Source organism: Pseudomonas sp. WS 5021, from assembly GCF_012985535.1.
Classification (GTDB): Bacteria; Pseudomonadota; Gammaproteobacteria; order Pseudomonadales; family Pseudomonadaceae; genus Aquipseudomonas.
Genome location: NZ_JAAQWP010000002.1, coordinates 526,115 through 542,660 on the forward strand (window position 1 = coordinate 526,115; position 16,546 = coordinate 542,660).

A 16,546-nucleotide genomic window follows, 5' to 3' on the forward strand; every position below is an offset into this window, starting at 1 on the left:
CTACCAGCTCATGCGGATGCCGGCATTGCCGCTCACGCCCTCCAGGGTGTTGGTGTCCAGTTGGGTGCTGTAGTCGGCGGCCACGTACACGCTGACGCTGGCGGACAGTTTGGCGACCACGCCGACGCCCAGATCGGCATAGGCTGACTTGTGGTCAGTCTTGATCCGATCAATGTCATCGTAAGTCACCGTATCGCTGCCACCGAACGTGCGCCAGGCGTTGACCCGCAGGTAGGGTTCAACGGGGGTGTCTTGCAGCAGGTAGCGACCTTTCAAGCGGGCACCCACGCGCCCGGTCCAGTAATCCTGGGAGTCGAAGGACACACTGGAGATCCCGTCATTCTGGCGATCGAGGTCAATCTGTTGGTGGATCACCTGGGCCTGTGGCTCCACCACCCAGTTCGCGGAAACGGCGAACGGGTAGCCCGCCTCCGCAGACAGGGCCAGCGCATGGCCTTTGGTATCCATCTTTATCCCGCGCTCGGATTTGTTGTCACCGTCCAGGCGCGTGCCCATGGCCACCAGGTCCACGTACCAGCCCTTGGGATCGGTCAACGTCCAGTAAGCACCGACGTTGTCGCCGGTGAGTTTGACTTGCCCGGAACGCTGGTCTTCAAAACCCAGGGCAAAGCCTTTGACGTCACCCTGCAGGCGGCTCTGCCCGATAAACAGCCCCAGGCGCTGGAGTTGCCCGCCATCGGTGGCCCAGGCATAGAGATCATGGCCCACCTGATAACCCTTGACGGAACCGTCGAAACTCGGCGACACCGTGCCGGACCAACTCTGCTTGAAGTCACTGCCATAGGCCCGGCCCCAGCCAGCCGGGGCGGTGCCGGTCTCGCCCAACAGGCTTTGCTCGCCCTGGCGGTCATGGAACGTGCCAAGCGCCTGCAAGGTCATGCGCTGGGCCGCCGGAACCACCACCGAGTACACCGGCACCTCGACGCGATACAGCGGGATCGGCTCGGCGCCGGCCACGGCGGTGGGCAAGGGCGGCGTGGAGTCGGCAGGGGTTGGCGAGACCTCGGCCGGGACCTGGGTCGGTGGTGGCGGCGCAGGCTCGACGGGAGCCACGGGCTGCGCGGTAGGGGGTTCGACCAAAGGCTCGTCGGGGCCGACCACCGGAGGCACGGCCGGGATAGGGGGTTCTGGCACGATCACCGGTGGCACCACCGGCGGCGTGGGCACGGCGGGTGGCTGCACGGCCACCACTGAAGAGCGTAGATACCAACTGTTCTCCGAACCGGCCGTCACGCCGCCCTTGAACAGGAAGTACTCATAGGCCCCGGCCGACACCGCGCCTTTGAGGGCAAACGCGTCGCTGTTGCTGGTCGCGCCATTGAGCGCCTGCACCACTTCAATCCCATTGTTGCGGGTCAACCCACCCAGGCCGCCCAGGTTGCTCACGGCCAACTGGGTGTTACCGCTGATCGTGCCCTGGGACACCAGCAGCTTGTCGGTGGCCGAGGTCTCGTCGCCCAACACCGTTTGCAGCCACAACTGGCCGTTGTTACCGACATAGTTGCCGTGCACCGTCAACGAATCCGTGGCGCTGTTGCTGGCGCTGGCCATGTCGATGGTCCCGGCATTGTTCAGGGTGGCCAACTGGCCTGCGGTGTAGGGCCGGATACTGCCTTGGGTCACCGCCAGCACACTGCTGTTATCGATGGACAACACCCCGGTGCCGCTGGTGTTGTCCCCCAGGAACAGATCCTGCGTCAGGTCCAGGCGCGAGCCATTGTTGAGGTCGAAGGTTTCCCAGCCGATATAGCGGCCAGCATTGCCTGAGGTGGTGTTGTCGAAGGTCAAGCGATCATTGCCCAGGCCACCGTCAATCGAGGGGGTGCTGCCAAGCAGGGTTTCGTTGAGGTTGGCCAGCAATGCCGTGTCGTCACCGTCGCCCATCAGCACCGCAGACTTGATCACGCCGCCCGAACGCCATTCGAAGGTGTCGTTGCCGAGGCTGGCGCGGATCTCGCCGTTGATCACGCCGCCGCTGACGAGAAGGGTGTCGTTGCCGCCACTGACACTGATGTTGCCGCCAATGGTGCCGCCGGACACGCTGATCCGGTCGGTGCCAAAGCCAGTCACCAGGTTGCCGAGGATTGCGCCACCGGACAGGTCATAGATGTTGTTGTCCAGCTTCATGTCCACTCGGCCGATGGTCCCGGCGCTCTGGCTGGCCACATCGCCGTCTTCAAAGGCGCCGACGATGGTGCCGCCGGTCATGGTGAAGGTGTCGCGCCCATCGCCCTGGGCCAGGGACTGGATCTGCCCGCCGCTCATCACAAAGTCATCGATGCCGTTGCCCTGGGAGACTGCCCCGGTGACGGTCCCGGCGCTGATCTGGAAGCGATCGGCGCCGTCGCCCTGGGTCACCGAGCCGACGATGCTGCCGGAGTTCATCTGGACCCCGTCGACGCCCGGCCCGAACAGCACATTGCCATTGACGGTGCCGGAGCCCCCCGTGGGCAGCGTCAGGCTGTTGTTGCCGGATACGTCGGTCAGGCCGCCTGCCGAGGTGCCGCTGTCGCAGGTATAGCTGTCGTCGCCACTGCCTGGGGTGAGGACGCATGCGGCCTGGGCAGGAGTCTGGAGTGAAAGAATGCCGACTACAAAAACGGCTGGCTTGAAAAAAGTCCGTTCATTGCTCATCGATCATCCCTGCCCATGTAGGAAAAATATACGTAACTAGGGTCTAGTACAGCCTGGGATGAATCGCAATGTTTAAGGCAAGGCTGAAAGCCACGAAATCCGTGGCCTGCAGTGATGGCACTGTGCAGTTATGCCTGTATCTAAGCGTTTAATTGCTGGCGATAGGGCAGGTCTGGCCCGGTCTTGCCACAGGTCAGCGCGGCGGCGCGAATGGCGAACTTGAGCATGCTGTCGATCTGTTCCCGGGCCAGCCCCTGCACCCCCTCAACCGAATCCAACTGCTGCTCGGTAAGCCAGGCGATCAAGGCCGCCTGGAAGGTATCGCCAGCGCCCACGGTATCGACCATCACCACTTTGACGGCCGGTGCCGACCAACTGCCATGCTGGCGGCTGAACACGCTCGCGCCATCGCCGCCACGGGTCAGGAACACCAGTTGGCAGCGCTGCTGCAACCAGCCTTGCAGCACGCTTTCGGGGGCCTGGCCTGGGTAGAGCAGGTGCAGGTCTTCATCGCTGACCTTGATCAGGTCGGCATGCTGCACCCACTCGGCCACGCGCTGGCGCCATACCTCGATATCCGGCTCGGGATTCAGGCGTACATTCGGGTCGAGACTGATCAGGCGCTTGCCGCTTTCCCGGCGGGCCAGGGACAGCAGGCTATCGGCGACCGGCTGCACCACCAACGAAAACGAACCAAAATGCAGGCCGCGTACCTGCGCATCGAGGGCGGGCAAATGCTCGATCTGCAACTGCCGGTCGGCACAGCCTTCGCCGCGAAAGCTGTACTGCGGCGAGCCGTTGGCACCCACGGCGACCATCGCCAGGGTGGTCGGCGCGGCAAACTCCAACAGGTACTCGTCGTGTACCCCTTCATCCTCGAGCACCTGGCGCAGGCGCTGGCCCAGGTAGTCGCTGGACAACCCGGCGAACAGCCCGGCCTCGATCCCCAAACGGCGCAGCCCCACCGCCACGTTGAACGGCGAACCGCCGGCAAGCGCCTTGAAATTGACTTTGGAGGCCTGCCCGCTGGGATCCTCCTGGCTGAAAAAATCAAACAGCGCTTCGCCACACACCAGATACATAATTATTCGCTCTTAAAGGGTTGCCACATGCTGTTGATAGCGTTCATAGGCCTGCTGGTACGCCCTGACGCTGGCGGCGACGGGCTGGGTGCGACTGGCCGGGTCGACACTCACGCACCGCGCGCACAGCCCCTCCAGGCTTTCGCCGGACTGGCACCACGCGGCCTGGATCGCCGCGCCCAGGGCTGCCGCTTCGCTTTGTTCGGTACAGATCACTTCGGTGTCCATGATATCGGCGACCATCTGCCGCCACACCGGGCTTTTCGAGCCGCCGCCGATCAGGCGGATACTGTGGCTTTGCAGGCCGGTCTGGCGCAACAGGTCCAGGCCTTGGCGCAAGCCAAAGGTGGTGCCTTCGACCACCGCGCGGCACAGGTTGCCACGGGTCAGGTTGGTCATGGTCAGGCCGTGCAGGCTGCCGGTGGCGTGGGGCAGGGCGGGTACGCGCTCGCCATTGAGAAACGGCAGCATGCAGACGCCCTCGGCGCCAATCGGCGCCTGGGCCACCAGGGCGTTGAACGCCACCAGGTCCAGCTCGAACAGCTCACGGATGACCCCGGTGGCATTGGTCAGGTTCATGGTGCAGATCAGCGGCAGCCAGCCGCCGCTGGAGGAACAGAATGTCGCCACCGCGGCCTGGGCGCTGACAGTCGGCTGATCGGCAAACGCATACAGGGTGCCCGACGAACCGAGGCTCATGGTAAACACTCCAGGCTTGATATTGCCGGTGCCGATCGCCCCCATCATATTGTCGCCGCCGCCACTGGACACAATGGCCCCGGGGTTGATCCCCAGGCGCTTGGCGATGGCCGGCAGCACAGTGCCCAGCGCCTGATTGGCTTCTATCAGGGTTGGCAACGCCGTTTCCAGGCGCCCGCTGGGGTCGATATGCCGCAGCAATGGCAGGTCCCATTGCCGGGTGCGGACATTGAAATAGCCGGTGCCCGAGGCGTCGCCATACTCAGCGCAGGCTCGGCCGGTGAGCCAATAATTGAGGTAGTCGTGGGGCAACAGGACATGGGCGATGCGTGCGAATACGTCCGGGTGCTGCTCCAGGGTCCATAACAGCTTGGACACGGTGTAGCCCGGCGCAATCGCCACCCCGAGGCGTTCCAGGGAGCCGCTTTCACCGCCCAGGTAGTGCAACAATCGCAGGTTTTCGGCGCTGGTCTCGGTGTCGCACCACAGCTTGGCCGGGCGCAGCACCTGGCCCTGCTCATCGAGCAGCACCAGGCCATGTTGCTGGCCGGACACGCCGATGCCGAGAATGTCCTGGCCGTCCACACAGGCTTGCTGCAAGGCGCGGTGGGTGGCTTGGGTAAAGGCGTCCAGCCATTGCGTGGTGTCTTGCTCGCGCCGGCCATTGGCGCCGCTGATCAGGCTGTGGGTCGCGGCGCCCAGGCCCAGCACCCGGCCGCTGGCGGCGTCGAGGACGATGGCCTTGGTGCCTTGGGTGCCGCAGTCGATACCAAGAAACAGAGATTGGCGGGGCATGGTGGTTACTCAGCAGAAAACAGGGTGAAAACCCGAGCAATGTGGGGTTCTTCAGTCGGTAAGTCGTTTCAAGGTCTCTGTGACACCGTTATCGCGCAAACTGACAAAACACCGCTCGAACGCTGCCACAAACTCAGGCGAATTGGGAATCGCCGTGCCAAAAATCTCTTCCACACCCAACAAGCGCTGGCTGATCGAGGCGTCATCCGCCACCAGCGCCCGGCAGAAGTCGGCGCGGGGGTCGGGGATGCGGTAGCGCACGCCGTTCTCGTCGACGCCTTGCAGGTACAAGGCCCAGGCTGCCACCACCAGTGCCGCCCGCTCGGTGTCGCGGCCCTCGGCAATCAGGCGGTTGATGGTTGGCACGGTGAACTTGGGAAACTTCGAGGAGCCATCGGAACACACCCGCTCCAACTGGTCGGCAATCGCCTGGTTGGAGAAGCGGTCCACCAGGGTCTGCTTGTACTCGCCCAGGTCAATGCCCGGCACCGGCGCCAGGTTGGGGGTCACGTCCAGGTCCATATAGGCGCGCATATACGCGACAAACAGCGGGTCGTTCATGGTCTCGTGGACAAACCGGTAGCCCTTGAGAAACCCCAGGTAAGTCAGGGCCAGGTGGCTGCCGTTGAGCAGGCCGATCTTCATTTCTTCATACGGCGTGACGTCGTCGGTGAATTGCACACCCACCTGTTCCCAGGCCGGGCGGCCGTTGACGAACTTGTCTTCCAGCACCCATTGCACAAAGGGTTCGCACACCACCGGCCAGGCATCGTCGATGCCGTGTTCATCATGCAGTTGCAAACGGTGCGCGGTGCTGGTCATCGGTGTGATGCGGTCGACCATGGCGTTGGGGAAACTCACATGGTCCTTGATCCAGTCATGCAGCTCGGCATCGCGCAATGCGGCGAACGCCAGCAGCGCCTTGCGAGTCACGGCGCCGTTGTGCGGCAGGTTATCGCAGGACATCACGGTAAAGGCAGGCACGCCCGCCGCCCGGCGCTGGGTCAGGGCCGCGCAGATAAAACCGAACACGGTTTGGGGTGCGTCGGGGTGGGCCAGGTCATGCTGGATCTGCGGCAGGTGGGCCATGAACTCACCGTTGCTATCGTCGATGCAGTAGCCGCCCTCGGTGATGGTCAGCGAGACGATGCGGATTGCAGGGCTGGCCAGCTTGTCGATCAAGGCCTGGGCGCCGTCCTGTGCCAGCAGCATGTCGCTGATGGCACCGATCACTCGTACTTCGGTGTCGTCGGTATCGCCCAATTCGTACAGGGTAAACAGATAATCCTGGCCCGCCAGGTCATCGCGCGCCTTGCGGTCTTCGGCCCGCAGGCCGATGCCGCAGATGCTCCAGTCCAGGCCGTCGCCGGTGTTCATCAGGGCGTCGGTGTAGTACGCCTGGTGCGCACGGTGGAAACCGCCGACGCCGATATGGGCGATGCCCTGGCGCGTATCGGCGATGGTGTAGGCGGGCAGGCGCACTTCAGGCGACAGCTGCGTGAGGTTTTGCTTATTGAGTTTCATCAGAAAATCTCGCGAAATCAGGCGGCAGCGCGCAGTGGGCGGGCCACGGCCACACCGTCGGTGTCGAACAGATGGCAGTGCGCCGGGTCCAGGTGCAGTTGCAGGGTCTCGCCATACTGGCTGGCCATGTCGCCACGGATCCGCATGGTCAGCGGCTCGCCGCTGGTGGTGAGCACATGGCAGAACGTGTCGCTGCCCAGGCGTTCGCCCACGTCGGCGGTGACGGTCAGGGTGGTATCGCCCGGCGCGGCCAGTTCCAGGTGCTCGGGGCGGATGCCCAGGGTCACCGCACTGCCCACGCGCAAGCTGGCGCTGCTCAAGGGCAGGCTGATCAGGGTGCCGGCGTCCAGTTGCACGTCGCAGCCCTGGCCCTCGATCCGGGTGACCTGGCCTTTGAGAAAGCCCATTTTCGGCGTACCCAGAAAGCCTGCGACAAACAGGTTGGCCGGCTGGTGATACAGCTCCAGCGGCGAGCCGACCTGTTCGATGCGCCCGCTGTTGAGTACCACCACCTTGTCGGCCAGGGTCATGGCTTCGACCTGGTCGTGGGTCACGTAAATCATGGTGGCTTGCAGTTCTTTATGCAGGCGCGCCAGTTCCAGGCGCATTTGCACGCGCAGGGCGGCGTCGAGGTTGGACAGCGGCTCGTCGAACAGGAAGATTTTCGGGTTACGCACAATCGCCCGGCCAATGGCCACGCGCTGGCGCTGGCCGCCAGACAGCTGCTTGGGCTTGCGCTCCAGCAGCGGGCCCAGCTCCAGGATGCGTGCCGCTTCACTGACTTTACTGTCGACGATTGTTTTGTCGACGCCGGCCAGGTCCAGGGCAAACGACATGTTCTTGCGCACGCTCATATGCGGGTACAGGGCGTAGGTCTGGAACACCATGGCCAGGTCGCGCTTGGCCGGGGTCACTTCGGTGATATCGCGGCCATCCAGTTCGATGGTGCCCTCAGTCACTTCCTCAAGGCCGGCAATCAGGCGCAGCAGGGTCGACTTGCCACAGCCCGACGGCCCGACGAATACCACGAACTCCTTGTCGTTCACTTGCAGGTCGATGCCCTTGATGATGGAGAAACCTTCGAAGCCTTTTTGCAGATTGGTGATTTTCAGGTTGGCCATGATGGGCCTCCTTTTTATAAGGGGTCGTTATTTCACTGCGCCAAAGGACAAGCCGCGCACCAGTTGCTTCTGGCTGATCCAGCCGAAGATCAGGATCGGCGCGCAGGCCAGGGTCGAGACGGCAGATAATTTGGCCCAGAACAAACCTTCGGGGCTGGAGTAGGAGGCGATCAGCGCGGTCAACGGTGCGGCATTCGAGGAGGTCAGGTTCAGCGACCAGAACGCCTCGTTCCAGCACAGGATCAGCGACAGCAACACGGTGGACGCCAGGCCGCCCTTGGCGATGGGCAGCAGCACCCGCAGCATTTCCTGCAACAAGGTGGCGCCATCCAGGCGCGCGGCTTCGAGGATGTCCTTGGGGATGTCCTTGAAGTAGGTGTAAACCATCCACACCACAATCGGCAGGTTGATCAGGGTGTAGATGATGATCAGCGCGATGCGCGTATCCAAAAGGCCCATGCTCTTGGCCAGCAGGTAAATGGGCATCAGCACGCCCACCGGTGGCAGCATCTTGGTCGACAGCATCCACAGCAACGTGCCCTTGGTGCGCTGGGTTTCGTAGAACGCCATGGAGTAGGCCGCCGGCACTGCAATCAGCAGGCACAAGGCGGTGGCGCTGAAGGAAATCACCACGGAGTTCCAGGCGAAGCTTAGGTAATTGCTGCGCTCATTGATGTGCAGGTAGTTCTCCAGGGTGGGCGTGAAAACGAACTGCGGCGGTGTGGCAAACGCGTCGATTTCGGTCTTGAAACTGGTGAGCACCATCCAGAAGATCGGGAAGAAAATCACGATCGCGATGGCCCAGGCCAGGGTGCCGAGCAACAGGCTTTGCAGGCGGCGGGATTGTTGAAGCGTCATGGCGCGGCCCTCAAGGCTTGTCAGTCAGGTTTTTGCCGAGCATCCGCACCAGGATGATCGCCGCGATATTGGCAATGACCACGGCAATCAAGCCGCCGGCCGAGGCCATGCCCACGTCGAACTGCACCAGCGCCTGGTTGTAGATCAGGTAGGCGAGGTTGGTCGAGGCGTAGCCGGGGCCGCCGTTGGTGGTGGTGAAGATTTCAGCGAATACCGAGAGCAGGAAGATGGTCTCGATCATCACCACCACGGCAATGGGCCGGGCCAGGTGCGGTAGGGTCAGGTGCCAGAAGATCGCAATCGGGCCGGCACCGTCCAGGCGCGCGGCTTCTTTCTGTTCCTGGTCCAGGGACTGCATGGCGGTCATCAGGATCAGGATCGCGAAGGGCAGCCATTGCCAGGACACAATGATGATGATCGACAGCAGCGGGTAGTGCGCCAGCCAGTCCACCGGCTGCGCGCCAAACAACTTCCACACCGCCGCCAGTACGCCGGACACCGGGTGGAAAATCAGGTTCTTCCAGATCAGCGCACCGACCGTGGGCATGATGAAGAACGGCGAGATCAACAACACCCGCACCAGCCCCCGGCCGAAAAACTCGCTGGCCTCCAGCAAGGCACTGATCAACACCCCCAGCACCACACTGATCAGCAGCACGCTGCCGACCAGCAACAGGGTGTTGGTGGCACCGGGCAAAAAGCCGGAATCGGTGACGAAGTAGGTGAAGTTCTCCAGGCCCACGAATTGGTTTTCGCCGGGGTAGAGCAGGTTGTAACGGATCAGCGAAAAATACAGGGTCATGCCCAGCGGCACGATCATCCACAGCAGCAACAGGGCCACCGAGGGGCTGACGAGGAACCAGCCGGGGTTGAGCAGGCGGCTTTTAGACGTATTCATGACAATCAGAACCCATTGGAGGCAAACAGAATCAGCCTTGGAGTGCGGTCAATGTAGGAGCTGGCTTGCCTGCGATGGCGGCCTGTCAGTGGATAAATCAGTTAACTGATCGACCGCTATCGCAGGCAAGCCAGCTCCTACATTTACGAGGGTGAGCCTGGGCTATTTGGGGTAGCCGGCACGCTTCATTTCCCGCTCGGTGGTGGTTTGCGCGGCAGCCAGGGCCTGGTCGACTGTCTGCTGGCCGGTCAGGGCGCCGGCGAAGAACTTGCCCACCTGGGTGCCAATGGCCTGGAACTCGGGAATGGTCACCAACTGGATGCCGACATAGGGCACGGGCTTGAGGGTCGGTTTGGTCGGGTCTGCGACTTTCAACGACTCCAGCGTCACCTTGGCAAAGGGCGCGGCCTGCATGTATTGCTCGCTGTAGGTCGAGGCGCGGGTGCCTGGCGGTACGTTGGCGATGCCATCGGTCTTGGCCACCAGCGCGCCGTACTCCTTGGACGTCGCCCAGGCACTGAAGACCTTGGCCGCGTCCTTGGCCTTGGAACTGGTGGGGATCGCCAGCGACCAGGAATACAGCCACGAAGTGCCCTTGTCGGTGACCTGTTGCGGGGCAAAGGTGAAGCCGACATGCTCGGCGACCTTGCTCTGGGTCTTGTCGGTGACAAACGAACCGGCGACGCTGGCGTCCACCCAGATCGCGCACTTGCCGCTGTTGAACAGCGCCAGGTTTTCATTGAAACCATTGCTGGAAGCGCCCGGTGGGCCGGACTTCTTCATGTTGTCGACGTAGAAATTCAGCGCGTCCTTCCACTCAGGGCCATTGAATTCGGGTTGCCATTTCTCATCGAACCAGCGCGCGCCATAGCCATTGGCCAGGGTGCTGATCAGCGCCATGTTCTCACCCCAACCGGCCTTGCCGCGCAGGCACAGGCCGTATTGCTCCTTGCTCTTGTCGGTGAGTTTTTCGGCAAACTGGCCAATCTGCACCCAGGTCGGATGCTCCGGCATGCTCAGCCCGGCGGCCTTGAACAGGTCGCTGCGGTAGTAGGTAATGGAGCTTTCGGCATAGAACGGCAGGGCGTACAGCGTGCCCTTGACGGAAAGGCCGTCGCGCACTGAAGGGAACACATCGTCCAGGTCGTAGGACGCCGGCAGGTCCTTCATCGGCTCCAGCCAGCCCTTGGCGCCCCAGAGTGCAGCTTCGTACATGCCGATGGTCAGCACATCGAACTGCCCGCCCTGGGTGGCGATGTCGGTGGTCAGGCGTTGGCGCAGCACGTTTTCTTCGAGCACCACCCAGTTCAACTTGATGTCCGGATGCTCGGCCTCGAAGGTTTTCGAGAGCTTTTGCATGCGGATCATGTCGCTGTTGTTGACGGTGGCAATGGTCAGGGTTTGTGCACCAAGGCTCACGGCGCTGAGGGTCATGCAGGTACAGGCAAGCAGGGCTTTTGCTGGGAACTTCATCGCGCACTCCGTATCTGCGCCCAGAGGGCTGCAGAAGGACAGTTATTGTTGTTGTGTCTTCCAGGGCAGCAGGAAGAGTGTGCATTGATTACAGCCTTGTGCAGGCCCGGTGACAAATCCTTGGACACACTTGCACTGATACTTTTTTGCACTGGTTGATAGGTGCCATGGGCGACCTGTTACTTTTGACAGTAGACGATCTAAAGGAATCAAGGGTTAATTGTTGTGCACAACCAACCGAGGATATGTTCATGAACTATTCCACCGTAAGACCCGACATTAACTGGCTCTACAAAGTTGCTCTTGGCATGGTCGTCGCACTGTTTGTCAGTGCATGCACAGGGCAGTCACCTTCTTCCGGTAATTTTGATGAATGCGTGCGTGAGGGTTATTTCAAAAGTGTCGAAATCGCCGGTGGGTATTACCGCTGCGTGTATAATTCAAGCACTAAGAAATATACGCTTTATCGCTACACTTGCCCGGCCGGCAAAGAGTTCAACGAAGCGACCAGACAATGTGAGTGAGCCCGTGTAAACCCACAAGGCCCCCAGTGTTTTCACTGGGGGCCTTGTGTTTTCAGGGGGTGAGTAGTAGATCAGTCGACCCCGTCTTCCTGCTCCAGGGTTATTTGACTTGGATAAGGCCGCTGCTGGATGATGATGTCGTCAAAATCGTAGATACCCTCGGTTGACGGATTCGTTATGGCAATTGACGCCTCAAATGGCTGGCCTGGCAAATATCCCATATACACATCGGCATACAACCACGTATTGATGCTGGGTATCGCCACGTTCTTGGTCAAGTTGCCTATATGAATAAATACACTGGTCGGCCCGCCGATATCCGCGAACTTGCTGATCCTGAAGCGCAAACTTACCCGATAGTAGCCCACTGCGGCGGGGGTGAAGGTTTTGTAAATCCTCACACCACTGCCGGGGTAGGGGGCGGCTTGCAGGTAGTAATTGCCGTTTGCCTCGCGGCGGATCCCGGTATTGGGCCACTGGCTGAGCCAACCATTGAGGAAGGAGCCGGTAAAGGTCGTCTCGTCGGTGATCATCCGGCTGCGGATGGTGTAAATGACCGGCGGGAACTCAATTGCCCGCGACTCTTCGGTGCTGTTGTTGAACGCCACCTTAAATTGCAGGGTCAGTTGGCTGTTGTTGCCCAGGTCCGACAGGTAGCTATTGAGGATGGTTTGCTGGTGATACCCAAGGCTCAACCAGCCAGAGGTCACCCGGTCGCCGTAGGAGCCGTCCAACAGGGTCAGGTTGTGGGCCGCACCGTTGGGCCGGTTGCCGAGCAAGCGCAGCCAGACGGGCTGGTCCCTGGCAATAAGTGGCCAGGTACCTACGGTTGCCGTGGCGTTGCCGGCCAGTTCGCCCACATCCAGTACACCGCTGACAGCCTCGTCGATCCGCAGCACGGTTTTTTTCAGCTCAGTCACCGGGATGGCTTTGAGGGTCACGCTCAACACCGTTGACGAACGGCGCACGCCGTTGCGCAAGACGGAGTACTGCACGGTGAACACGCTGTCGCGGCTGTCCAGATTGGCGGCAATCAACGCGGCCGGCAGGCTGAAAGCCACTGTGCCATCGGCTTCGCCATTTTTCGGCCCCAGTTGCACCGACCCTGGCCCGCTGCCACCCAGAACCTCCAGGGTGAGGCTGTCGGTGGTGTACATCGGGCTGTAGGCCACCTCTACCGTCGCCCCGTTTTGCGCATTGAGCGGTGTCAGGATTACCGCGGCTCCCGAACCCGTGGCCTCGAGCACTCGGGGCACTGGAAATTCGGCGGGAATGGCCTGCACGGTGTAACGGCGTTCCGGGAACCACAGTGCATTGGCCTGTGCGGTCGATTGGTCAAACGTCACCCCAAAGCGCATCACAAGTTGTGAGCCGTCCTTGAGCTGGCGCAATTGCGCCACCGGCGCCTGGGGGCGGATCCCGATCTGTTCGCCGTTGTAGGTCACCAGGTCACCGTCGTAGAGCACGGCAACAAAGGGCGTGTCATTGGCAGAGGTGCCGCGCAGTTCAAACCACATGCGTTGATTGCGGTTGATAAAGTTCCAGCGATCAACCATGGCGCGCTCGGAGCCGACCAGGTTGCTGAGGTTCAGCACGCTGCTGGTATGACCTTCGATATAGGGCAGGGGCAGTACCGGCGCCAACAGATTCAGGCTCAATACCGGCGAAGGTTTTTGGTGGGCACCCAGCAATACAAAGTACTGCACCTGAATGTAACGCCCGTATTCGCTGAGGTTGGCCCCGATGACCTCTGCCGGCACCTCGAAATGCAGGGTCCTGGAGGTGTTGCCATCCTTGGTTTCGCAATAGGTGCCCAATTGCGGGATACCGCTCCAGCAGGCCTGGATACGGTGACTGGGCAGCATTTGCGGGTAGGTGACGGTGATGGTCGCACCGTTCAGCGCCGCCTCCGGCAACAGTTGGTCGGGATAGCGCTGGGCTTGCAATACCTCTGGGCGCAACAGGTCCAGGGCCGCACCCACCGTGACCACTAACACGTCCGAGTAGAGCGTGGCGCCACCGCTTGCAGGCACCAGCGAATAGCTCAGGCGCAGCTCGCCATTTTCGCTGGCACGGATCAACGCCTCTTCCAGGGTGAATACCACCGGCTTGCCCGCCGTTGCATTGTTGAGGCGTATCTCATCGCTGGCAGTGCCGTTGCTGGTCGCGCCCAACAGTGTCCAGCGCAGAATGTCGCCACTGGCGGTGCGCGTGTAGGGCAGGGTTACCTGCAACTGACCACCTTTGATGCGCGCCGGGTCCAGGTTGTTGAACTCATCGACATATTGCATCAGGGGCGATGGCAGATCGGCATAGCGGGGGCCAAAGGTGACTTCCAGCACCTCTGACATGCGCACCGTCTGAATGCTGGGGTTCAGGATACCCAGGGTGCCGGTGTCGACCAGGTAGTACACCCGTACGGTGCCCAGCCCGACGAAGCGATCGAAATTCTCCTTGAGCACAATGCGAAAACGCTCCGGAGGCGGCTCGGCGCCGGCCAACAGGGTTTCTTCGTAGACCACCAGGCCGCCGCCTGGGCGCACGGCTTCCATGCGCAGGGTCACGCTGTAGTTGCGGTCGTATGGGGTGTAACGCGGGAAAATCGCCTTGATAAAAGGATGGTCCGGGACAATGTTGCCGCCCTCGTTTTGCTCGATGATCATCGGCGGCATCGAGCTCCTGGTGCCGAACACCGTGATATTCAGGCGTCGGGAGGAGGCGAGGAACACGCCCGTGGCCGTGGTCAGCTTGTACTCGATTTGCAGGTGGCCGTTGAGCACCGCCTGCAGGTATTGGGGGGCCACGGCGACGGACGACGACAGGCCAATGCGTGCTGCAAACGCGGGCAGGGTCCTTTCGAACGGCAGGCCATCGGCATCGGCGCCTCGCAACGTCACTACGATCAACGCGCCTGTAGGGGTCGAGGCGCCATTGGGCAGGCGCCGCGGTACCACCATTTCGATATTGAAGTCGTTGTGGATGTCGAGGTTGACGTCGATAACGGAGTCCCCGTCCACTACAAAATGCGGAGCGTCAAGCAGGTAAGGGTCCAGGTCGCTGACGACCGTGACCGCCTTCGACCATTGCTGGGTTTCCCCGGAAAAGTTGAACACCTTGTCGTAGGCCCGGAAGCGAATAGTCACCACCCCACTGCCGCCCAGCAGGATGATTGATTCCGGGACCAATACGGTGATCGGCTTGATGCCGGCGACATGCTCGGCATCAAGCCTCAAGGAAATGGGGTAACCGTTCCAATACACCTCGACGGTGTCGCCTTCGGTCAGGTTGGGGTAAGGGTCGATCGTCATTTCCACCCCTTCGGCGGCGCGATGGGGGTCTATCACGCCGCCTTCCAGGTCGGGTGGCAGGTGTATCACCAGTTCCGTGTGATACGCCAGCCCGGGATCTTTACTGACCCCGCCGGGGCGAGTGCGCTTGACATACCAGGTTTCGTAGGGCGAGCTGCTGGTGGTGCCGCTGCCCCTGCGGATGACCTCGTAAAAACACGGGTAGGTATAACCCAGTGGCACCAATGGCGGGAGAATCACCAACGCCACCGACGTCTTGTCCAGATCCTCATCGCGGATTTCCGTCGACACAAGGGCAAAGCGGTTGCTGCCCATGAAGAAGTTCAACCTATCGCCGACAGTCAATTGGGTCCAGCGCGGGAAATGCACGGTCAGCCACGGCTCGGTGTGGCGTATCCCCAGGCCGCGCACCGCGTCTGGCAGCGTGCGCACCGCATCGCTGACGTCAGGCGGGTCCAGGTCGTCGATAACGCTTGGGTCCACAGGTCTTGGATGGGGGAGGCAGGGCAAAGTGCTCGGGTTGGATGACTCGGTGTTCTTCATCATGGGTGCTCCGTGTGCAGAGGTAACTGGCCACGGACATCACACACCCAAGGTGCTGCTGCATATAACTGTCAAAATTGACAGTGGCGACGAGTGGTCGCTGTCAGGCCAGGTTCTGTTCCGTCAGGCGCTGCACTGCCAAGCGCCGGTAGTGTGAGGGCGTCATTCCCTTGAGCTGCTGGAAGCGCCGGTTGAAATTGGAGATGTTGTTGAACCCTGACTCAAAGCACACATCGGTCACGGCCTTGTCGCCCACGGCCAGCAACTCGCAGGATTTGCTGATGCGCAGGCGGTTGACGAACTCGACGAAGGTGCGTCCGGTGGCCTGCTTGAACACCCGGGAGAAGTAGGTGGGTTTCATCCCCAGGTACTGCGCGACTTCTTCCAGGGACAGTTCGCGGGCGTAGTGGGCAAAGATGTAGTCCACCGCGCGGTTGGTCCGGTCGATGCTGTGTTCATCGGCCAACTGCGCTGTAGTCCCTCCTGACAGCACCAGGTAGTCCTCACAGGCACAAAGTGCCTCCAGCAACACAAAGAAGTGCCCCAGCCGCGCCATGCCCTGGGCATCCTCGATGCGTTGCATCAGGGTCATGGCCTGGGCGATGGTGTTCTTGCAGCGAAATTCGATGCCGTACTGCGCGCGCTCCAGCAAGGGCGCCAGGCTCTTGAACTCGGTGAAGACCTGGCTGCCGTCCTCCAGCAACTGATCGGTGAAATTCACCAGCATGTCGCGCTTGGTGATCACTTCGCCTTCCTCCACCTGGCTGATCCAGTTGTGGGGCAGGTTGGGACCGGTGAGGAACAGGCTTTGCGGGTAGAAGTTGCCGATATAGTCGCCGATAAACACCTTGCCGGAACTGGCGACAATCAAGTGCAGCTCATACTCCTTATGAAAGTGCCAGCGCACCAGGGGGCAGGGGAAACCATGCTGGCGATAGATGATGGACAGGCCGTTGTGGTCGTCCATCAACTCGTAGGAGGGGTCGGTGATGCGCGTTGCTCGGCTCATGCTGGCGTCGCTTTTATTGTGGTTGCGCAGCCGATAATGCCCCGTTGCACGTCACCT

At 61.4% G+C, this 16,546-nt stretch carries 11 protein-coding genes; 1 reads left to right on the forward strand and 10 read right to left on the reverse strand.

What is annotated here, in order from left to right:
- The 8 genes from HBO19_RS08680 to HBO19_RS08715 form a co-directional block, all read right to left on the reverse strand.
- On the reverse strand, window positions 1–2,655 hold the full coding sequence (locus tag HBO19_RS08680; protein ID WP_170057293.1) for an autotransporter outer membrane beta-barrel domain-containing protein: 2,655 nt from the start codon (window positions 2,653–2,655) through the stop codon (window positions 1–3).
- Between the two features lie 140 nt (window positions 2,656–2,795).
- Window positions 2,796–3,737, reverse strand: coding sequence for a carbohydrate kinase (locus HBO19_RS08685; RefSeq protein ID WP_170057294.1), 942 nt, complete (start codon window positions 3,735–3,737; stop codon window positions 2,796–2,798).
- A gap of 12 nt (window positions 3,738–3,749) precedes the next feature.
- Window positions 3,750–5,231: a xylulokinase gene (gene xylB, locus HBO19_RS08690; protein ID WP_170057295.1), complete on the reverse strand. Its 1,482-nt coding sequence runs from the start codon at window positions 5,229–5,231 to the stop codon at window positions 3,750–3,752.
- 51 nt (window positions 5,232–5,282) lie between these two features.
- Window positions 5,283–6,755: a mannitol dehydrogenase family protein gene (locus HBO19_RS08695; RefSeq protein WP_170057296.1), complete on the reverse strand. Its 1,473-nt coding sequence runs from the start codon at window positions 6,753–6,755 to the stop codon at window positions 5,283–5,285.
- Window positions 6,756–6,772: 17 nt separating this feature from the next.
- On the reverse strand, window positions 6,773–7,876 hold the full coding sequence (ugpC, locus tag HBO19_RS08700) for a sn-glycerol-3-phosphate ABC transporter ATP-binding protein UgpC (protein ID WP_169951818.1): 1,104 nt from the start codon (window positions 7,874–7,876) through the stop codon (window positions 6,773–6,775).
- Window positions 7,877–7,903: 27 nt separating this feature from the next.
- Complete coding sequence (locus tag HBO19_RS08705; RefSeq protein WP_169951816.1) at window positions 7,904–8,734, reverse strand: carbohydrate ABC transporter permease; 831 nt, start codon at window positions 8,732–8,734, stop codon at window positions 7,904–7,906.
- 10 nt (window positions 8,735–8,744) lie between these two features.
- The gene (locus HBO19_RS08710; RefSeq protein ID WP_051903031.1) at window positions 8,745–9,632 is read right to left on the reverse strand and encodes a sugar ABC transporter permease; all 888 of its coding nucleotides are present in this window, start codon (window positions 9,630–9,632) and stop codon (window positions 8,745–8,747) included.
- A gap of 162 nt (window positions 9,633–9,794) precedes the next feature.
- Window positions 9,795–11,105, reverse strand: a complete 1,311-nt coding sequence (locus HBO19_RS08715; RefSeq protein WP_169951814.1) for a sugar ABC transporter substrate-binding protein — start codon at window positions 11,103–11,105, stop codon at window positions 9,795–9,797.
- A gap of 251 nt (window positions 11,106–11,356) precedes the next feature.
- Here HBO19_RS08715 and HBO19_RS08720 point away from each other — a divergent pair, with 251 nt between their 5' ends.
- Window positions 11,357–11,629, forward strand: a complete 273-nt coding sequence (locus tag HBO19_RS08720; RefSeq protein WP_170041362.1) for a chitin-binding domain-containing protein — start codon at window positions 11,357–11,359, stop codon at window positions 11,627–11,629.
- 71 nt (window positions 11,630–11,700) lie between these two features.
- Here HBO19_RS08720 and HBO19_RS08725 read toward each other — a convergent pair whose 3' ends face one another.
- Both HBO19_RS08725 and HBO19_RS08730 read right to left on the reverse strand, forming a co-directional pair.
- Window positions 11,701–15,483: a hypothetical protein gene (locus HBO19_RS08725; protein WP_170057297.1), complete on the reverse strand. Its 3,783-nt coding sequence runs from the start codon at window positions 15,481–15,483 to the stop codon at window positions 11,701–11,703.
- 100 nt (window positions 15,484–15,583) lie between these two features.
- Window positions 15,584–16,489: an AraC family transcriptional regulator gene (locus tag HBO19_RS08730; RefSeq protein ID WP_169951808.1), complete on the reverse strand. Its 906-nt coding sequence runs from the start codon at window positions 16,487–16,489 to the stop codon at window positions 15,584–15,586.
- Window positions 16,490–16,546 lie beyond the last annotated feature (57 nt).